This is a genomic window from Thalassospira permensis NBRC 106175, assembly GCF_000714555.1.
In the GTDB taxonomy this organism is placed as follows: domain Bacteria; phylum Pseudomonadota; class Alphaproteobacteria; order Rhodospirillales; family Thalassospiraceae; genus Thalassospira; species Thalassospira xiamenensis.
The window spans coordinates 1-18670 of the sequence record NZ_AUNC01000035.1; the positions used below are offsets into that span (position 1 = coordinate 1).

Genomic DNA, 18670 nt, shown 5'->3' on the forward strand with positions numbered 1-18670 from the left:
CCCCGCCTTCTGGCGGGGGTTTCTTTTTGTGTGTCAGGCAACGGCCTCAGCCCGTCTTGCGACCTGCCAAAGGTAAGTTCCGCAAATCGCTGCACCAATCAGAAGTGCGCCAGCAAATGCCGCCACCGCGTCCCAGCCACCATGCGACCAGAACCAGCCGCCAACCGATCCCATGATGCTAGACCCCAGATAATAGGCCAGCAGATAAAGCGACGACGCATGTCCCTTGGACTGTTTCGCCATCCGCCCGACCCAGCCACTTGCCACCGAATGAGCCACGAAAAAGCCGCTGGTCAGGACCATGATGCCGCCAATCATGCCCCAAAGGCTGGAAAGCATCGTCAAGGCAACCCCGGCACCTGCAATCAGGATCCCCGCCTGCAAAACCGGGCCCCGGCCGATCCGGTCGGACATGGCACCGGCAATGGAAGACGTCACCATCCCGCAAAGATAAACCACAAAGATCAGACTGATCTGCCCCTGGCTCAGGTCATAGGGGGCCGCGGATAAACGGAACCCGGCATAATTATACACCGTCACAAAACAGCCCATCGCAAATGCCCCGATCAGGAACACGAATGGCAGGCCGGGATGGCGCAGATGCCCTTCCCACGCGCGGATATGATACGACAATTGAAATCCGGGGCGGCGCACGAAATTGCGCGATGCCGGCAACAGAATGACAAACCCAAGGGCGGCGAGCAAACCAAGCGCTCCCATCGCGCCAAGTGCCAGATGCCAGCCAAACATATCGGTCAGAATGCCGATCACCACGCGCCCGCTCATGCCGCCAAGTGCGGTCCCGCTGATGTAAATTCCCATCGTGGTGCCAAGGCCGCGCGGATGCATTTCCTCGGCCAGATACGCCATCGCCACCGCCGGAACCCCACCTAAAATAAGGCCCTCAAGCGCACGCACCACCAGAAACGCATGCCAATCGGAAAGCAGCGGTGCAATCAGGTTCAAAAGCGACGCGCCGCACATTGATGCAAACATCAATTGCTTGCGCCCGAATGCCTCGGACACCGCCCCGGCAAGCAGGATGGCAAAGGCAAGAAACCCGGTCGTCAGTGACAGCGCAAGCGAACTGGATGCCGGGCTGACGGCAAAATCGCGCGCCAGTTCCGGCAATAGCGGCTGAACACAGTAAATCAGCGAAAAGGTCGCATACCCCGCCAGAAACAGCGCCAGACTGATCCGGCGGAATTCCGGCGATCCCGGTTCGGTATAAACCGGCTCGGCCCCAGCGGCGGCTGGCTTGATATCATCATTGGCAGCCTGCGCTGCGGGGCTTTTCGCCCGATAGGCACTCATATTCCGGCCTCGTTTTGAAGAATTCTGATCTGACCGAAAGGATTGCAGCTTTTGCGATATCGATCCAATATATGTCACAGTCATTTTCGATATGTTTTGGAGATACCGGATGGAACTGCGCCATATTCGATATTTTCTTGAAGTCGCCCGCGAGGGGAACTTTACCCGTGCCGCAGCCCGCATCGGCATCGGTCAACCGCCGCTAAGCCAGCAGATCCGCGATCTTGAAACCGAAATCGGCACCCAGCTGTTTCACCGCGTCCCGCATGGCGCGGAATTGACCGAGGCCGGAATTGCCTTTCGCGATATCGTGCAGCATTTCCCCGAACTGGCGGAACGCGCCGTCCGCGCCGCACAGCGCGCCGGTCGCGGTGAAATCGGCTCGATCCGGGTGGGCTTCACCGCATCCGCCGCCTTTAGCCCCAGCGTCCCGCGCGTTTTCCGCGATTTCAGGCGCGCCTATCCCGGCGTTGAAATGACGCTGGAAGAAAACAATTCCGCCCGCCTTTTGAATGCGCTTATGGACGAACAGCTTGATGCCGTCTTCCTGCGCCAAGGTGCTGCCAACAGCGATGCCATCAAACTGCATCGCCTGAAATCCGAACCGATGCTGATCGTGCTTCCGGCGGGTCATCCGGCCGCCCGGCATGAAACGGTGGCACTCGAAACCCTGCGCGATGATGCCCTGATCCTGACCCCGCGCCAGGTCGGACCAACCCATTTCGATATCGTCGTTGCCGCCTGCCGTGCCGCCGGGTTTGAACCGGTCATGGGGCAAAGTGCGCCGCAATTGGGATCGGTGATCAACTTTGTCGCCGCCGAACTCGGTTTCTCGCTCGTCCCCGCCGCCATGGCACAATTGCAGGTCAATGGCGTCGTCTATCGCAAGGTCGCGGGCGATGTCCCGATGGCGCATCTCGCACTGGCCTATCGCAGCAACGATATCTCGACCGTACTGCGCAATTTCGTCAGCCGCACGCTGAATGCGCATCGCGCAGAAGATCAGGAAAACGACCTGAACAATTGAACCTTATTTATTTTTATCGATCACACCGCAAATTGCATCGACGGCCTGATCCACCGTCATCTTTGCCGTATCGATAATCAGATCAACCCCGTGCCACGGCTCGTAATGACGGCCAAGGACCTTGTCCCAGTCGGGCTGATGCAGGTTTTCAATGTCACAGGGCCGGGTTTCGACACGGTGGCGATGCTCCCCCGCATCGGAACAGATCAGCTCAATCTGCACATAGGGTTTACTGGCGCGCTCTGCTGCCAGTCGCCATTCACTTCGGGTTTCTTCAACCGAATTGACCGCATCCCCGATCACCGTCAGACCCAGTTTAAGGTTATCGGTCGCCTGCCGGTTGGCAACCATATAGCCGACCGGGCCGATATCATCATCGGGTGGCACCCCGGCATCAAGGATCGCCTGCTCTATCGTGTCGATCCGGAGATGCACCGCACCGATTTTTTGCGCCAGTGCGCGTGCAATGGATGTCTTGCCAACACCGGGCAAACCGCCAAAAATGATCAGCATATTCTATCCTTTCTCCGGCCCTGACTCTAAAACCGACACTCCCTGACTGGCAAGCATCTGATTTTGGGCTAGATTAATCCCAACACTGAAATCCGGCGCGCCGTTTTCGGCCTGCGCCCAATTGGGATTATGCCTATGCCCCGTTTTTCCGTTCTTGATCTTTGCCCCGTGAACGAGGGCGAACATCCGCGCGATGCGCTTCGCAATACGCTTGAACTGGCCCAGCATGCCGAAAAGCTCGGCTTTCATCGTTACTGGCTGGCCGAACATCACAACATGCCCGGCATCGCCAGCGCTGCAACCTCGGTTGTCATATCGCATGTCGCGGCGGGCACCAAAACCATCCGGGTTGGTTCGGGCGGTGTGATGCTGCCCAACCATGCGCCATTGGTGATTGCCGAACAGTTCGGCACCCTTGATGCGCTGTATCCCGGCCGTATCGATCTTGGCATCGGGCGCGCACCGGGTACGGACCAACGTACCGCCGCCGCCCTTCGCCGTGATATGCACGGGACCGAGGAACGCTTCATTCAGGACGTGCTTCAGGTCCAGCAGTTCCTTGCCCCCCTTGAAGGCAATCCGCCGATCCGGGCCGTTCCGGGTTATGGCTCCGAAGTCCCGATGTGGCTTCTGGGCAGCAGCCTGTTTTCGGCTGACCTGGCGGCACGTCTTGGCCTGCCCTTTGCCTTTGCGTCGCACTTTGCGCCCGATATGCTGATGGATGCACTGTCGCTGTATCGTCACCGGTTTGAACCCAGCAAACAGCTTGATAAACCCTATGCGATTGCCGCGATGGGCTTCTTCGCCGCCGATACCGACGAGGAAGGCGAATTTATTGCCACCTCCATGCAGCAGCAATTCCTGAACTTGCGGCGCGGTTCGCCGGGTCAATTGCCCAAACCGGTCAAATCGATGGATGACATCTGGAACCGGGTGGAAAAGGCCGGGGTTGATCATGCCATGCGCTGTGCCGCAATCGGCTCGCGCGACACCGTACGCAAAAAACTGCGCGATTTCATCTATATGACCAAGGCCGATGAAATCATGGTCACCGCCAATATCTTTGATCACGCGGCACGGCTGAAATCATTCTCGATTGCCGCAGAACTGCGCGACGAACTTGAAACCGAACAAACCGCGCAAAACTGCGCCTGAAACAATTAGTCAGACAATCACCGGGCTCGACTGAAACCAGCCGGGCCCGGTTTTGTATTTCATCATACGAAATGCCATAACTGTTTTCTTGCGCTTGCAGAAGCACTGGGACAAGATGTCGGCCCGGTTGGAAAATCAACCGCAACACATTGTTCCAAAAGGTTTTGGCTCGCCCCCATGACAGACTTCCTTCTGGCTGCCCTGCCAATCGCCACCATTCTGTTTCTGATGATCAAGGCAAACTGGGGCGCGGCACGCGCCGGTGCGGCCGCATGGTTTGTCACCGTTGCCATCGCCATGATCGCGTTTGGTGCACCGACCGATATGCTGATCATCGCCCAGGCCAAGGGCGTGATGCTGGCGCTTTATATCCTTTATATCGTCTGGGCCGCCCTGATCCTTTATTTCGCGGCCGAAGAAGCCGGTGCCATCAAAACCATCGGGCGCGCCATCCGCCAGCTAACCGATGATCGCCCGCTGCAATTGCTGATCCTTGGTTATGTGTTTGCCACCTTCTTGCAGGGCGTCGCGGGGTTTGGTGTGCCGATTGCGGTCATCGCACCGCTTTTGCTCGGCATGGGGTTCTCGCCCGTCATCGCCGTTGCCGCCCCGATGATCGGCCATAGCTGGTCGGTGCTGTTTGGCAATATGGCAACCTCGTTCGAGGCCCTGATCGGCGTGACCGGCATTCCCGGTACCGAACTGACGCATTATTCCGCCATTCTGCTTGGCCTGTCGGGCTTTACCTGTGGTGCGGCGGTTCTGTGGCTGGATGGCGGTTTTCGCACCGTGCGCCGCCGGATCGTGCCGCTTGTGCTGATTGCCGGTGTGATGGGTGTCGTTCAATATCTGATGGCGAATTACGGCGTCTGGACGCTGGGCGGGCTGACCGCCGGGATTGCCGGGCTTGTCACCTCGATCATCGTCACCCGGTTCTGGAAACCCCATCCCGATGACGTCACCGAACCAAACGGGGATGACGATCATCACCACATGCCTTTGATCGAGGCATTGACCCCTTACCTCGTTTTCATGGTGATTGTCGGTCTGGCAACCTTTGTTCCCCCGGTCGAGGATTTCCTGTCCGGCCTTCGCCTGACCTTCGATTTCCCGGCAATCTCAACCGATCTGGGCTGGAATATCGACGCCGAAAGCGCCAAACCGATTGCCATTTTTGGCCATCCCGGCGCGTTGCTGCTTTATACCGCCGCCATCAGCTTTGCCTTTTTCAAAATCCGCGGACGCTATGACAACGGCATCGCCAGACGTATCTGGCAACGCACGGTCAAAAGCGGCCTTCCGACCAGCATCGGCATGGTGCCGGTCATCGGCCTTGCCATCATCATGGATCACGCGGGCATGACCTATGCCCTGGCCGAAGGCGGTGCTGCGCTGTTTTCCGGCTCCTTTGCCATCGCCTATCCGGTGGTGGCCCCGGCCATCGGGGCCTTGGGTGCCTTCATGACCGGCAGCACGAATAATTCCAACGTGGTCTTTGGCATGTTCCAGCGCCACACCGCCGAACTTTCGGGCATTTCAACCGCCCTTGTTCTGGCCGCACAGGCAACCGGTGCATCGCTTGGCAGCATGCTGGCCCCGTCAAAAATTCTGGTCGGCTGTTCGACGGTCGGGCTTTCGGGCAAGGAAGGACCGGTATTGTCGGTCGTGCTGAAAACCGGTGTGCTTCTGACCGCCCTTTGCGGCTTCATGGCGCTGGGCCTGTTGCTGATTGCGATGATCGGGGGTTAAGACCATGAAAAACAAACTGTTCAATCCGGTCTTTCTGTTTCTGGCATCCCTGATCCTGCCGCTGGTCGCGTTCGAAGCCCTGATCAACGAAGATGCCGCCCTTTCCGGTATCCTTGCTGGCATTCCGGTGGGCGGCATTCTGTTTGGCCTGTTTACCGCTGTCATGGCCCTGATCGCCATCCGGAAATGATCGTATTCCGGCCCGGCCCGATATCAGGGCCGGAACATCGCAAGCTTGATCCCGAACGCAATAAACACGCTGCCGGTCACGGCCTTTAACGCCCGCTGGAACGATCCGCTGCGCGCCACGCCTGTCAGGCGCGATAACAGAATGATCATCGCAGAAAACCAGATGATATTGATGCTGGCATGCACGCAAACCAGCATGAAGGCCGATGTAATCGCCCCGTCACCGACCGGAATGAATTGCGGAAATGCCGCAAGATAGAAAATCGATACCTTGGGGTTAAGCGCATTGGTCAGAAACCCTTCGCCATACGCCACCAGAAGCGTCCTGCGGCGTTTGGCAGGTGCCACTTCGGCAACGGTTTTAACCCCGCGCCACGCCTCACGCAGCGCCTTGAACCCGACCCAGCAAAGATATGCCGCTCCGGCAATCTTCACCATCATGAACAATTGTGCCGACTGCACCAGGATCACCGAAATCCCTAAAATCGACAATGTGCCATGCAGGTAAAAGGCGGTCACGAAACCGGCAACATTGGCAAAACCTGCCGCACGGCCCGATGTCGGAACGGTTTTGGCAATCAGAACGCCATTGGGGCCCGGTGACATCACCAGAAGGGCGGTGACAAGCGTAAAGCTGACAAACTGTGTCCAATCCATCGGAATGGCTCCATAAAAAGGGTGGCCCCGAAACTATAGATGGATTGTAAAAACCGGCAAGCGCGCGATTGTACCGATACATGACAATCGAAAAGGCAATTTAAAAGGTCGACAAAAAGTCGGGGCTCAATAGTCCTCTTTTGCGCGCCTCGCACTGTTTCCTATCCATAAAACGCAATGGATATCCACTTCGCGCAGGAAAATATCGCATCCCTGCCGTTGCTGTGGCGACCCATGCGCAAATCCCCTAATCCTCGGACTTCCATTTCATGAACTGGCTTAACTGCCGATCTGTCTGATGCGCAAAATGCCAGCGATTTTTTCCTGCCGCGCATAAGCCAGATCAAAATGATTGAAGACAAAAATGAAAAAATATGCGGTTGGATTTGTCTGTAGCTGCGCCGTCGCTTTCGCGCCATCCGCGCATGCTCAGGACGCAGATGGCGGCAACAAATGGGGACCGCATATCGATCTGGAAGGCAAGGCCGGCACCGACCGCAACCTTGGTGAAACCGATCTGTTCATTCCGCTATGGCAGGATGACGATACCCTGGCCTTTGCCAATATCCGCGCGCGGATGGATGATGCCAACAGTCACGAGGGCAATTTCGGTGTCGGCATTCGCCAGATGCTTGATAGCGGCTGGAATATTGGCGGTTATGGTTATTTTGATCGCCGCCATAGCGCGTATGACAACAAATTCAATCAGGTGACTTTCGGGGCCGAAGCCCTTTCGCTTGACTGGGATTTTCGCGCCAATGCCTATATGCCGGTCGGCAGGACAAGCTATATGGAAGACAGCCTGAGCACGGCGGATTTTTCCGGCACCACGATCATGTACCGTCAGGGCGAAGAACGCGCTCTTCGCGGTTTTGATGCCGAAATCGGCTGGCGCGCACCATTGTTTGAAGCCACGGCACCACAACAATTGCGCCTTTACGCAGGCGGCTATCGCTTTACCGAAGACGATGTGGACACGCTACAGGGACCTCGCGGGCGGCTTGACCTGTCCTTTGATGAAATACCGTTCCTGTGGGAAGGTTCGCGCTTTTCGCTGGGGGCTGAAATCCAGCATGACGACCCGCGCGGCACACAAAGCTTTGCCAGCTTCCGCCTGCGCATTCCGCTTCAGGATTTTGGCGATAATCCCAAACCGCGCCTGAACGCTATCGAACGCCGCATGACCGATCCGATCATACGCGACATTGATATCGTCAGTCAGGCCGGGCAATTCACCACGGCAGAGGAAATAACAAGCACAGCCAACGGCAACACCATCACACTTGTCAGCAGTGCAACAACATCAAGTGCCGACCTCGCCACGACCATCTCATCCGCCGGTGCCAATTCGACCGTGATCCTGAATGGCAGCTTTGCCAACGTGAACAGCCGACTTGATGTGCAAAATGGTCAAACCATCATGGGGGCTGGCGACCTCAGCGTTCAAACACCTTCCGGTCGTACCGTGACCATTACCACACCGGGTGCCAGCCTAAGCGGCGAAGGATCCTCTCCGGTCGGTTTCGGCAGTCCAAGCCATATTTTCAACATGGCCAGCAACAGCCGCCTTGTCGGCGTTACCGTCTCCACCTCCGACACGCAGGCAACCGCAGCAGTGCGGATCAACGGCGTGAATAACGTCGAAATCATCAATAGCACATTGACCAGCAACGCCACGGGCAACACGTCCTTTGGCATACAGGTGATCGGAAACGCACAAAACACCGTCATTCGCGGCAATACGATCACATCCACCAGTAACGATACCTTTGCCTATGCCATGTCAGTCATCGGATCAGACAACCTCGTCTTCGAGAACAACACACTCAATGTCAGCGGGGCGACAAACAACCACCTGATCTTCTTTAACCTGAACAATACGAATCTCTCCGGCTCCGGCAACAGCGGCAATGTAAGCACATGCAATGTCGGTGGCGGGACAAGCACCGGCTCCATCAGTTTCACGACAGCAACGCCGACCTGCCCTTAATCAGGAATGCTGTTGATAACCGGATGATGTCATGCCAACGGTCTGCCGCTGTCCGCGTTGATATCGGCGGGGGCAACCTGGGTACAACGTATTTCGCTTGAATGTTCCTATTTTGTTCTATAATTTGAACATATGCGAAACATCATCGAACCGACATCAGATCACATCGAAACCGCCCAACCGGGCGAAGGCTGGATCAATCCGGATTTTGATCCGGATCTGCTGCCCGCGCGCAGACAAAAGGGCCGCGGGGCAGTATCGAACATTGATGGCCGATTTGAACGCCATATCCATCAGGCGGTCGATGATGGCTGGATGAACAGCCTGATCGAAGATCAGGACGCGCCGCGCATCCGCACCACCCTTGGCATTGATGGCGCGCGCAGTGTGATTACCAGAAATCAAAGCCCCGATGTGCCGTTTGACCGTTCGATCAATCCCTATCGCGGCTGTGAACATGGCTGCATCTATTGCTTTGCCAGGCCAACCCACGCTTATCTGGGCCTGTCGCCGGGCTTGGATTTTGAAACAAAACTGTTCTGGAAACCCGACGCCCCGACCCTTTTGCGCAAACAGCTCGCCGTCAAAAGCTATATGCCCGCCCCGATCGTCATTGGCACCAGCACCGATCCCTATCAGCCGGTAGACCGTGAAAAACAACTAACCAGATCGATCATCAGGGTGCTATCGGATTGCCAGCATCCGTTCTCACTCATCACCAAGGGCGCACTTGTCACCCGCGATATCGACCTGATTGCGCCAATGGCCGCCAAAAACCGCGCATCTGTCGCAATATCGGTCACAAGCCTTGATCACAGATTATCCAACCTTCTCGAACCGCGTGCCTCCGCCCCGCACCGTCGGCTTGATGCCATTCGCAAACTTGCCGATGCCGGTATCCCGGTCACGGTCCTGTGCGCGCCAATCATTCCCGGCCTGAATGACATGGAAATCGAAAATCTGGTTGCCGCTGTTCATGACGCCGGGGCAACGTCCGTATCGCACATCGTCGTCCGCCTGCCGCTTGAAATCGCCGACCTGTTCGAAGAATGGCTTGCGGCCCATTATCCTGATCGCAAGGCAAAGGTCATGTCCCTGATCCGCCAGATGCGCGACGGCGAACGCTATCAATCCGAATTTGGCACCCGCATGCGCGGCACCGGCCCGATTGCCGACCTGATCGCCAGACGGTTTGATGCCGCACGCAAAAAACACGGCATGACCGGCCGGTCGCTCAACCTTGATTGCAGCGGCTTTGTCCGCCCCAGCGCGAACGGGCAAATGTCGCTGTTCTGAAATCACCAGCAACATCGCCCTCCTCACACCCAAGCCCTGCTCGCGCGACCGGCGGGCACCAACCCGATCACTCCGCCCCGGTCACTCCGCCCCAATCACTCTGCACGACGGATCAGCATTGTCCTTTGGCCGCCAACGGTAAGGCGCAATACCTCGCCATCATCAAACGCGTAACTGAGGATATGATGATCAGGATCCACAATCTGTTTGTCCTCGATTATGACAGCACCATTTGCGACCAGCGCGCTCGCTGCCGCAATGGTATCGGCAAACCCCGCCATCAGAATAAGCGGCACCACCCCGATCCCGTCTTTCAGGGCATTGGGCGTGAAATCAAGTGTCGGCATGCGATCCGCAAGGGAGATATGGGTCATTTTCCGGTTTCCTTGTTGGTGGGGCCACCTCGGGCAAACCGGTTTATGGAAAAAACAAAGGCCGCCCTGGGGCAGCCGGTCTTGGTTTAATTTACAAACACATCAACAGGCGCCGCGCTATGTGCACGACGTAAAATAGGCGTTCTGATGCGTAACAATGTTTTCCATCTTTAAATCATTACGTACCTTATGCTCTCAGGTCAAGCCTGATTGCAGCAGCTTTGTCCGCCCGAATGCCAACGGGCAGATGCAGTTGCTGTGAATAGCCCACCGGGGCACCAGTTCAATGCTGCACACAGCAAAACACCCGCCCGGGCAAAGCCGTTAGGCGGGTGTTGTTGATCAGCCGGATAATGGCGGTTTATCCCACCACCCGGTACCGGGCGTGTGGGGCGGGGCTTGCCGTAATCGACGGATCGATCTTCGGCAAAACCCCGCCTTCCTCCGCGCCTGTATATTCTGTCAAATCCTTGCTTTGGGCGTCGGTGTCGTTCATCGCCATCATGCGCGCGCTTTCAAAAAAGCGAAGACCGCGCTTTTCAAGAACATAAAGCGTTTCCGCCCCCCACGGCCCGGACCAGACCAGCCCCGAAAGCGTTTCCATTTCGCGTTCGATCCGGGTCGGCGAAATCGGCCGACCAAGGCATGTGGTCAGCAAAAACGAAAGTTCCGCTGCCGTCACGCCGTCTTCGCAGCATTCCTCGGCCAGAACCGCCATCACGGCCATTGTCACCACCCGAAGAGAAACCTTGCCGGTTTCAATCCCCGGAAAGCGGCTTTGCTGCAGGCTGACGATATCATTGGCGATGCGATCAACGCCCCCACGGATCACATATCGCCCGCGCCAGACCCTGCAGCTTGTCCGTACTTCCCATTCCCGCATTTTGTCCCCGCCTGTTTTCTTGTCCCACGTCAATAATGATACATTACCAATACATAACGTCAACCACTTTATCGGATTTTTGTATCATTTAATACAAGCGTCACGAAACCACTGATACCCGGTTCCGGTCGCGGCAAATCCCCCGTCCTCGTCGACCGGTTCGATATAGCCCCGCGTGATTGCGGTATGAAAATCGCGACCGAAATTCCGGGGCATGCGCAGATGTTCCTGCCGCCGCAGCAACCGCCGGATATCGTCGCGCGTCACAAAACTGCGCCCATCGCGGTAATGCAGCCAGATCGCCGCAATCAGGATGGTTTCGGCAAAACCGCGCGGCTGAAGCCGGGCAATCAGATCCCCCAGATTGCCAATATATCCAATCAGGAAGTTCGCCGGATCAATCGCATCCGTTGCGCCTTCACCAACAATAGCCGGGTGTGCCGATGAAAGAACCGGGCCGGATCGATCAGGACGCGCCGTTACAGGGAATTGCACGCCAGCAGGCATTTCCCGCGAAAAGCCTTCAGGCCCGACTGTCGAAGATGGGGCAGACGAAGATGATGCCGCAGGCGATATAGCAGAGGACATCGAAGCCCCCGAAGAAGCTGCCCCATGATCAACCGCACCGCCCCCTTGCGCCGCCCCCGCCCGCAAACTGGTCGGAGAACCAAACAGGGCCGCCATCACCAAAGGCAGGCGCGCAGGCGGGATCGCACATTCGAGATCCACCGGCCCGAAATCACCTTCGCCCGTCAGTTTGACATGAATAACAGCAGCCAAGTTTCTTTCACCCCCAATTTGGGCCAAGGGGATACCATACATTTCGTACATACATCAACATTAATCCCGAAATTATGTATCACTTTATACAAACACCACATTCACAAAAACTCCTCGACAAACCAAGCCTTCGCGCAGCACCATGATTTCACTGCAAGATTTCAGACCGGACCGTCCCTGTGATGCTGCCCCGCCCCATCAAGGGCACATTCGCCGCCGCCCCGATTTTGGCGGTAAACCGACGGTCGCATGATCTGATCGCCACCAAGGATGCCACCAAGGATGGAGGAGTCTGTGACCCGCCTTTTGTTTCGCGAAGACGCCTATCGCCAGAACTGCGACGCCAAAATCATGTCGATTTCCGACCGCGGCATCGAACTGGACCAAACCGTGTTTTACGCCACCGCAGGTGGCCAGACCGGCGATGTCGGGATTTTCAAAACCGCCGATGGCCGTGAAATACCGGTCGCAACCACGATCAAGGACCGCGACAGCGGCAAAATCCTGCATATCATCGCCGAGGGGCATGACCTGCCCGCAATCGGCGATACCATCACGGCCGAACTGGATTGGGAAACCCGCCACCGCCTGATGCGCTTTCACACCTGCCTGCATTTGCTGTGCGCAATTGTCGAAGGCGACGTCACAGGCGGCAATATCGCCGCCCACAAGGCGCGGCTTGATTTCAACCTGCCTGATGAAGCGCCTGACAAGGATGAACTGACCGCAAGACTGAACGAACTGATCGCACGCAATGCCGAGGTCTATGACGGTGAAATCAGCGTAGCGGAACTTAAAGCCAACCCCGAACTGGTTCGCACCATGTCGGTACAGCCGCCAATGGATGGAAACAGCATCCGCACCGTCACGATAGAGGGGATCGATTATCAGCCCTGCGGCGGAACGCATGTCAAAAGTACGGCCGAAATCGGCAGGGTTCTGGTTGCCAAGATCGAAAAGAAAGGCCGTCAGAACCGCCGCATCAATATCGTCTTTGATGAATGAATTCCCCGGAAACGCGCAATCGGCATATCCCCGAATTCAGTCGGGATATTGCCATGCGCTTTCAGGACGGATAGAAATTAAAACAAGAAACATTTGAATTTGACGTTACAGATCTGCGGAAACGCCCCGGATCGCGCAATACCCACCATTGCAAACCGGAGTCTCTTTGATGACCAACCCAACTTCCGACGCACTGGTCTCCACCCAGTGGCTTGCGGATCACCTTGATGCACCCGACGTTCGCGTCGTCGATGCCAGCTGGTACATGCCCGCCCAGAACAAAAATGCGCGCGAGATTTATAACGCGCAGCATATTCCGGGCGCGGTATTCTTCGATATCGACGAAATCGCCGCCGACGATAGCGCGCCGCTTCCCCACATGATGCCCGACGCAATCAAATTTTCGGCCAAGGTCCGCAAGCTTGGCCTTGGCGATGGTGTCCGCATCGTGGTCTACGGCCAGACGGGGTCCGCCCTTGCCGCCTGCCGGGTATGGTGGATGCTGCGCCATTTCGGGCATCACGATGTCGCCGTGCTTGATGGTGGCCTGCCGAAATGGCTGGCGGAAAAACGCCCGGTGACCGATGCACCAACCCCGCCGCGCGAACGCCATTTCACCGCGCGCGCCAACAGCTTCCTTTTGCGCGAATATGATCAGGTGCTGGCAAACGTCAAAAGCAAACGCGAACAGCTGGTCGATGCCCGCGCAACCGAACGCTTCACCGGCGATGCCGACGAACCCTGGGGCAAGGCTGGCCATGTGCCGGGTTCCTATAACCTGCCGTTTGACAGGCTCCTGAATGCTGACGGCACCTTCAAGGATGCCGATGCCATTCGCACCGCTTTCCATGATGCAGGCGTCAATCTGGATAAATCGGTCGTTGCCTCCTGCGGCTCGGGCGTGACCGCCTGCGTGCTTGCCCTTGGTGCCTATATCGCCGGAAAAAAGGAAGTCGCGGTTTATGACGGTTCCTGGGCCGAATGGGCCAGCACCGAAGGAAGCCCGGTCGACAAGGGCCCGGCATAACGCCAACCATCAACAGATATGAAAATGCCCGGTTCCCTCACCCTGCCCCAAACCGATGCCGCCACGAACAAAGCGGCAGGCAAAAGTGACAGAAAGGAAGAACCGGGCTTTTTTCTTGAAAGACTGCAATCACCGACCGCGCACGACATCGCCGCCATCGGCGACCTCTGGTATAAATCAGGGCTGACCGGACCGGGCTACGATGCTGGTCGTGATCTCGCCACATGCCTGAATTCCGGGCGTGGCAGCGTGATTTTGGCACGATCGGCAAAAGACGCTACAATCATCGGCACAATCATGGCCGGTCATGACGGTGAAAGTGGCTGGGTTCATTATCTTGCCGTGGCCAACGATGCGCGCGGCACCGGCCTTGGATCGGGTCTTTTGGCCCTGGCGGAGGATATCCTTGCCGCCACCGGCCTTGCTGTAAACAAGGTCACGGTCACAGACCCGACAGTGCATGATTTTTATCGCAAGCTCGGCTATGAAATTGTCGAAACCGTCCCACGAACCAACACGCAAATATCTGAAATCGGCACCGATTTTGTGGTTATGCGAAAAAGGCTGAAGTCATGAGTGCATCCAACCCGCGCAAGCTGGAAGTCGTCATCACCTTCCTTGAAATGCTTGATCCGCCAGATCGCCCTGCGGCAACCATCCCGCCGGGCAAGGTCGCCATCGTGCGCGCCGAAAACCCCACCCTGTCCTTTTATCGCTACCTTTATGATACGGTCGGCGAACCGTGGCTGTGGTGGTTCCGCCGCCTGATGGGTGATGACGAACTTGCCGAAATTCTGGCCCGCCCCGAAACCCACGTTTACGTTTTATATGTCGGCGGCGTCCCGGCCGGGTTTGCCGAACTTGACCTGACCGATCTTGAAGAAACCGGCGTGATCGACCTGCATTATATGGGCCTGATCCCCGATTTCATCGGCAAGGGTTATGGCAAATACCTTCTGAACTGGGCGATTGACACCGCCTGGGGCCTTAAACCGCAACGCATAACAGTCAATACATGTTCGCTCGATCATCCAAGTGCTTTGGGGGCTTACCAGAAGGCAGGCTTTGGTGTATACGACCAGCGAACAGATATTGTTGACGATCCGCGTGATACCGGCCTGATACCGGCCATCGACCATCATGTTGATCATGATGCCGGTGCCGATCACGGCAAAAAAGCCGAAAGGTCGCAGGAAAATGAAAATTCCGGCACTTTGATCGTTGACTTTCCCGACCGCGCACGTTAACAAGCGCGCCTGAGTTTACCCAAGCCAGAGGATGATGACCCATGGCAGTGCCAAAGAAAAAAGTGACCAAGTCCCGTCAGGGCATGCGTCGCTCGCATGACAAGCTCGCCAAGGGCTCGTACCGCGAAGACAAAGAAACCGGCGAACTGCATCGCCCGCACCACATTGATCCGAACACCGGTATGTACCGTGGTCGTCAGGTGGTAGAGCCGAAGATGTAATTCCGCACCGGAGGGCTTTGGCTCTTTGGCGGTTTGCGACGCTACAAGTTTCCACGCCATCCGTTTTTCGGATGGCGTTTGGTTTAAAAAAGGACGAAGCCCAGCGGTTTCGTCCTTTTTTATTTGATCACGCCATCCCGTCCGAACCGGTACCGCAAATCACGACCCCAATCTTGCCGGGGTTTTCAACACCCAGCCGGTCAGAAGCCACTGCGGCAATCCCGGCAGCCGCCGAAAGCTCCACGGCAATTCCCAATTCCCGCCAAAGCCAGCGCGCCGCATCGCGCATTTCATCATCGCTGACCAGAACGATCCGGTCGACATTCCTGCCAATCAGATCAACATTCAACGCCGATGACTGACGCGGCGCCAGACTGGTGGCCGCTGTATTCACACTTGGCAATGTCGCGACCTCGTTATGCTTGAGGCTCTCGAACAAGGTCGGGGCACCAGTCGGCTCGACCCCGATCACCCGGATTGAGGGCCGCAAAAGCTTGGCCGCTGTCGCCACCCCTGAAATCAACCCGCCACCGCCAATCGCCACCACCAGCGTATCAAGGTCGGCCTGCTGTTCAAGCATCTCAAGCGCAATCGTGCCCTGCCCTGCGATCACCTTTGGATCGGCAAAGGGATGGATATAGGCCATGCCGCTTTCACGCGCATGATCCATCGCCGCCCGGTTGGCATCATCCCAGACCGCCCCGATCAGGACCACATCAACACCCTGCTTGCGCAGCTTTTCGACCTTGGGCTTTGGCGTATTGGTTGGCAGGAATATCTTGACCGGAACTCCCAGCACACGGGCCGCGTTGATCACCCCCATGCCATGATTGCCCCCCGATGCGGTACAAAGGCCCACGGCGCGTTTGTCTTCATCAAGGGCAAGGGCGGCATTCATCGCGCCGCGTGCCTTGAACGAACCCGATATCTGCATGTTTTCAAGCTTCAGATACAAATCCGGAATATGATCCCGGTCGGGGAAAACCGACTTGTCGCCATAAATACCGGCGGCAAATACCGGCGTCAGGCGCATGTGATCGGAAATGGCACGACGCGCGGCGCGAAAATCCTGAAGTTCAAGCACGGGGCCTCCTGCAAGTCGGATAGTGTTAAACGGGTTTTACCTGTTGTAACGCGGCCCGGAACCGGACGCGAGGCATAAGGCTTGAAATATCGCAAAATGCCGGTTTCACAACTCTTTGCGGTGAAAAAACCTTGAACCCGATGATCTGAAATGCTTTGAGTTATAGAAGAAATTCAAGGCCCCGCGCGTCGTCGCATCGTCACCCCCGACGCATCCAAGGAGAAAAGCCACCCATGTCAGGTCACCGCCCCCAAAAGCCCGCAACCCAACTGGTCCATGCCGGACGTCGATCCAGCGAATATCACGGCGTGGTAAACCCGCCGGTTCTTCATGCATCAACCATCCTGTTTGAAAGCCTGGCCGACCTTGAAAAGGCCGGCTCATCCGCGCCGGGCAAGGTGACCTATGGGCGGCACGGAACTCCGACACGCTTCCTGCTTGAAGAAGCCGTGGCCGAGCTTGAAGGCGGCTTTGGCACCCTATGCGTATCATCCGGTGTGGCGGCGATCACCAATGCGATCCTCGCCTTTGTCAAACCGGGCGATCATATTCTGGTCACCGACAGCACCTATTACCCGACGCGCAATCTGTGCAACACGTTTCTGAAACGCTTTGGCGTTGAAACCGAATATTACGATCCGGCCATCGGCGGTGATATCGCGGGGCTCATTCGCGACAATACCGCCCTTGTCTGGTGCGAAAGCCCCGGCTCTCTGACCTTCGAAATGCAGGATATCCCGGCGATTTCGGCGGCGGCCCGTGCACGCGGTGTCAAGGTATTGCTCGATAACACCTGGGCATCGCCGATGCTGTGCCGTCCATTTGACATGGGGGTTGATGTATCGGTACAGGCCGGCACAAAATACATCGTCGGTCATTCCGACGTCATGCTGGGCACGATCACCACCGCCACCGAAGAAAACCTTCTGACGATTAAAAAACAGATCATCATATCGGGCGATGCGGTTGGTCCCGATGATTGCTATCTGGCACAACGCGGGCTTCGCACCCTTGGCGTGCGCCTGCGCCAGCATCATGAAAGCGGCATCAAGGTCGCCCAATGGCTGCAAACCCGCCCCGAAGTCAAACGTGTCCTGCACCCGGCCCTGCCCGATGATCCGGGCCATGCCATCTGGAAACGCGACTTCACCGGCGCATCGGGCCTGTTTTCCTTTATCCTGAAGCCGGTCACAAAGCCGCAGCTTGCCAATATGGTCGATCACATGGATCTGTTTGGCATGGGATTTAGCTGGGGTGGCTTCGAAAGCCTGATCCTGCCATCCGATCCGAAAAACATCCGCACCGCAACCAAATGGGACGAAGACGGCCAACTGATCCGCCTTCATATCGGCCTCGAAGACACCGACGACCTGATCGCCGATCTGGAAGCAGGTCTTGCCCGTCTGGCAAAAGACTAAGATATCCCGCAGTCAAACGCAAAAGGGCGCCAGAATTATTTCGGCGCCCTTTTTGCAGAATCATCCTATACCCACGCAAAAAGCAAAGAGGCCACAACCACCGTCGAAAGAATCACACGCAAATTGCCATACCACTCCGGCAAAGAACCGATCCTGACCATAAACAGATCAATCAGAAGCATTGCGGCAAAACTCGCCGCCAGGATCGGCAGCGCGATAAATCCTGGCATCAGCAACGCACCCCACCCGAATAGCGACGGGGTCACACTGATCGCAAGCGGCACCCACAAGGTTTTATCCTCAAGTCGGCCATGCTCTGGCGGTACAATCGCTCTTCCCCAGTGCACACCACCCAAAAAGGAAAGAATTACCGCCCCGTAAGCCATCAACGAAAACTGCGCATAAGACTGATGAGCTGGCGATAAGAACTCGCCCCCAAATGAGAGCACCATGAAAGGTATGGCGCCGGTCAACCCGAACCAGCGCGCAGCAGGTGGAATAACCGCAAAAAATCCATCCCTCCTGATCGCGCGAATTGAACCGGGTTGCTGCGGTGAATTGGTTGCGTCTTCCATGACGAGCTCCGTTTGGGCGCAAGATGCTCGTTCTACGTTATTTTATCCCTGACTGATCACCCCAGCACGCCTGGAAACGGCGCAGAATGGGAACCATCATCGCGCTCAGGACAAACAGCCCCGCAGCCGAAATCACGATGCTGGGCCCGGCCGGGCTGTCGATATG

At 56.8% G+C, this 18670-nt stretch carries 20 protein-coding genes; 12 read left to right on the forward strand and 8 right to left on the reverse strand.

Annotated features, from left to right (window positions below; genetic code table 11):
• Positions 1–33: 33 nt before the first annotated feature.
• Positions 34–1314 (reverse strand): MFS transporter, encoded by a 1281-nt coding sequence (locus tag SMB34_RS16095; protein ID WP_037991637.1) that lies wholly within the window; start codon positions 1312–1314, stop codon positions 34–36.
• A gap of 109 nt (positions 1315–1423) precedes the next feature.
• Here SMB34_RS16095 and SMB34_RS16100 point away from each other — a divergent pair, with 109 nt between their 5' ends.
• Complete coding sequence (locus SMB34_RS16100) at positions 1424–2341, forward strand: LysR family transcriptional regulator (protein ID WP_037991638.1); 918 nt, start codon at positions 1424–1426, stop codon at positions 2339–2341.
• A gap of 3 nt (positions 2342–2344) precedes the next feature.
• Here SMB34_RS16100 and SMB34_RS16105 read toward each other — a convergent pair whose 3' ends face one another.
• Positions 2345–2854: a P-loop nucleotide/nucleoside kinase family protein gene (locus SMB34_RS16105; protein ID WP_037991639.1), complete on the reverse strand. Its 510-nt coding sequence runs from the start codon at positions 2852–2854 to the stop codon at positions 2345–2347.
• A gap of 135 nt (positions 2855–2989) precedes the next feature.
• Between SMB34_RS16105 and SMB34_RS16110 the strand changes: the two genes are divergently transcribed.
• From SMB34_RS16110 to SMB34_RS16120, 3 genes are all read left to right on the forward strand, one after another.
• Positions 2990–4009 (forward strand): LLM class flavin-dependent oxidoreductase, encoded by a 1020-nt coding sequence (locus tag SMB34_RS16110; protein WP_007090015.1) that lies wholly within the window; start codon positions 2990–2992, stop codon positions 4007–4009.
• A gap of 177 nt (positions 4010–4186) precedes the next feature.
• Positions 4187–5758, forward strand: coding sequence for an L-lactate permease (locus SMB34_RS16115; protein WP_037991640.1), 1572 nt, complete (start codon positions 4187–4189; stop codon positions 5756–5758).
• Between the two features lie 4 nt (positions 5759–5762).
• Positions 5763–5948 (forward strand): hypothetical protein, encoded by a 186-nt coding sequence (locus SMB34_RS16120; protein WP_037991641.1) that lies wholly within the window; start codon positions 5763–5765, stop codon positions 5946–5948.
• 23 nt (positions 5949–5971) lie between these two features.
• Here the strand turns inward: SMB34_RS16120 and SMB34_RS16125 are convergent, their stop codons facing one another.
• Positions 5972–6604: a LysE family translocator gene (locus SMB34_RS16125; RefSeq protein WP_037991642.1), complete on the reverse strand. Its 633-nt coding sequence runs from the start codon at positions 6602–6604 to the stop codon at positions 5972–5974.
• A gap of 364 nt (positions 6605–6968) precedes the next feature.
• Between SMB34_RS16125 and SMB34_RS16130 the strand changes: the two genes are divergently transcribed.
• Both SMB34_RS16130 and SMB34_RS16135 read left to right on the forward strand, forming a co-directional pair.
• A complete protein-coding gene (locus SMB34_RS16130) occupies positions 6969–8594 on the forward strand; it encodes an inverse autotransporter beta domain-containing protein (RefSeq protein WP_037991643.1) in 1626 nt (541 codons plus the stop codon).
• 132 nt (positions 8595–8726) lie between these two features.
• On the forward strand, positions 8727–9890 hold the full coding sequence (locus SMB34_RS16135; protein WP_037991644.1) for a PA0069 family radical SAM protein: 1164 nt from the start codon (positions 8727–8729) through the stop codon (positions 9888–9890).
• Between the two features lie 95 nt (positions 9891–9985).
• Here SMB34_RS16135 and SMB34_RS16140 read toward each other — a convergent pair whose 3' ends face one another.
• The 3 genes from SMB34_RS16140 to SMB34_RS16150 form a co-directional block, all read right to left on the reverse strand.
• Complete coding sequence (locus tag SMB34_RS16140) at positions 9986–10264, reverse strand: hypothetical protein (protein ID WP_037991645.1); 279 nt, start codon at positions 10262–10264, stop codon at positions 9986–9988.
• A gap of 361 nt (positions 10265–10625) precedes the next feature.
• Positions 10626–11147 carry a hypothetical protein gene (locus SMB34_RS16145; RefSeq protein ID WP_037991646.1) on the reverse strand — a complete coding sequence of 174 codons (522 nt, stop codon included), beginning with the start codon at positions 11145–11147 and terminating at the stop codon, positions 10626–10628.
• A gap of 84 nt (positions 11148–11231) precedes the next feature.
• Positions 11232–11927, reverse strand: a complete 696-nt coding sequence (locus tag SMB34_RS16150; protein WP_156962692.1) for a hypothetical protein — start codon at positions 11925–11927, stop codon at positions 11232–11234.
• Between the two features lie 294 nt (positions 11928–12221).
• On the opposite strand from SMB34_RS16150, the gene SMB34_RS16155 reads away from it, so the two are divergent.
• The 5 genes from SMB34_RS16155 (at position 12222) to rpmF (ending at position 15427) form a co-directional block, all read left to right on the forward strand.
• Complete coding sequence (locus SMB34_RS16155; RefSeq protein ID WP_084716665.1) at positions 12222–12932, forward strand: alanyl-tRNA editing protein; 711 nt, start codon at positions 12222–12224, stop codon at positions 12930–12932.
• Positions 12933–13101: 169 nt separating this feature from the next.
• Complete coding sequence (gene sseA / locus SMB34_RS16160) at positions 13102–13959, forward strand: 3-mercaptopyruvate sulfurtransferase (RefSeq protein WP_037991649.1); 858 nt, start codon at positions 13102–13104, stop codon at positions 13957–13959.
• Positions 13960–13983: 24 nt separating this feature from the next.
• Positions 13984–14535, forward strand: a complete 552-nt coding sequence (locus SMB34_RS20725; protein ID WP_167332776.1) for a GNAT family N-acetyltransferase — start codon at positions 13984–13986, stop codon at positions 14533–14535.
• Positions 14532–15206, forward strand: a complete 675-nt coding sequence (locus SMB34_RS16170) for a GNAT family N-acetyltransferase (RefSeq protein WP_037991650.1) — start codon at positions 14532–14534, stop codon at positions 15204–15206. Before SMB34_RS20725 ends, SMB34_RS16170 begins: the two co-directional genes overlap by 4 nt.
• A 41-nt stretch (positions 15207–15247) precedes the next feature.
• Positions 15248–15427 carry a 50S ribosomal protein L32 gene (gene rpmF, locus SMB34_RS16175; protein ID WP_007090029.1) on the forward strand — a complete coding sequence of 60 codons (180 nt, stop codon included), beginning with the start codon at positions 15248–15250 and terminating at the stop codon, positions 15425–15427.
• Positions 15428–15554: 127 nt separating this feature from the next.
• Here the strand turns inward: rpmF and SMB34_RS16180 are convergent, their stop codons facing one another.
• Positions 15555–16511 carry a threonine ammonia-lyase gene (locus SMB34_RS16180; protein ID WP_037991651.1) on the reverse strand — a complete coding sequence of 319 codons (957 nt, stop codon included), beginning with the start codon at positions 16509–16511 and terminating at the stop codon, positions 15555–15557.
• Between the two features lie 233 nt (positions 16512–16744).
• Here SMB34_RS16180 and metC point away from each other — a divergent pair, with 233 nt between their 5' ends.
• Entirely contained in the window at positions 16745–17929 is a 1185-nt protein-coding gene (gene metC, locus SMB34_RS16185; protein ID WP_037991652.1) for a cystathionine beta-lyase, read from the forward strand.
• 65 nt (positions 17930–17994) lie between these two features.
• Here metC and SMB34_RS16190 read toward each other — a convergent pair whose 3' ends face one another.
• Positions 17995–18504 carry a DUF3429 domain-containing protein gene (locus SMB34_RS16190; protein ID WP_037991653.1) on the reverse strand — a complete coding sequence of 170 codons (510 nt, stop codon included), beginning with the start codon at positions 18502–18504 and terminating at the stop codon, positions 17995–17997.
• Positions 18505–18670 lie beyond the last annotated feature (166 nt).

Coding starts and splice junctions, on each gene's coding strand:
- SMB34_RS16095 (WP_037991637.1), bottom strand. CDS start 1,314: ATGAGTGCCTATCGGGCGAAAAGCCCCGCAGCGCAGGCTGCCAATGAT.
- SMB34_RS16100 (WP_037991638.1), top strand. CDS start 1,424: ATGGAACTGCGCCATATTCGATATTTTCTTGAAGTCGCCCGCGAGGGG.
- SMB34_RS16105 (WP_037991639.1), bottom strand. CDS start 2,854: ATGCTGATCATTTTTGGCGGTTTGCCCGGTGTTGGCAAGACATCCATT.
- SMB34_RS16110 (WP_007090015.1), top strand. CDS start 2,990: ATGCCCCGTTTTTCCGTTCTTGATCTTTGCCCCGTGAACGAGGGCGAA.
- SMB34_RS16115 (WP_037991640.1), top strand. CDS start 4,187: ATGACAGACTTCCTTCTGGCTGCCCTGCCAATCGCCACCATTCTGTTT.
- SMB34_RS16120 (WP_037991641.1), top strand. CDS start 5,763: ATGAAAAACAAACTGTTCAATCCGGTCTTTCTGTTTCTGGCATCCCTG.
- SMB34_RS16125 (WP_037991642.1), bottom strand. CDS start 6,604: ATGGATTGGACACAGTTTGTCAGCTTTACGCTTGTCACCGCCCTTCTG.
- SMB34_RS16130 (WP_037991643.1), top strand. CDS start 6,969: ATGAAAAAATATGCGGTTGGATTTGTCTGTAGCTGCGCCGTCGCTTTC.
- SMB34_RS16135 (WP_037991644.1), top strand. CDS start 8,727: ATGCGAAACATCATCGAACCGACATCAGATCACATCGAAACCGCCCAA.
- SMB34_RS16140 (WP_037991645.1), bottom strand. CDS start 10,264: ATGACCCATATCTCCCTTGCGGATCGCATGCCGACACTTGATTTCACG.
- SMB34_RS16145 (WP_037991646.1), bottom strand. CDS start 11,147: ATGCGGGAATGGGAAGTACGGACAAGCTGCAGGGTCTGGCGCGGGCGA.
- sseA (WP_037991649.1), top strand. CDS start 13,102: ATGACCAACCCAACTTCCGACGCACTGGTCTCCACCCAGTGGCTTGCG.
- SMB34_RS20725 (WP_167332776.1), top strand. CDS start 13,984: ATGCCCGGTTCCCTCACCCTGCCCCAAACCGATGCCGCCACGAACAAA.
- SMB34_RS16170 (WP_037991650.1), top strand. CDS start 14,532: ATGAGTGCATCCAACCCGCGCAAGCTGGAAGTCGTCATCACCTTCCTT.
- rpmF (WP_007090029.1), top strand. CDS start 15,248: ATGGCAGTGCCAAAGAAAAAAGTGACCAAGTCCCGTCAGGGCATGCGT.
- metC (WP_037991652.1), top strand. CDS start 16,745: ATGTCAGGTCACCGCCCCCAAAAGCCCGCAACCCAACTGGTCCATGCC.
- SMB34_RS16190 (WP_037991653.1), bottom strand. CDS start 18,504: ATGGAAGACGCAACCAATTCACCGCAGCAACCCGGTTCAATTCGCGCG.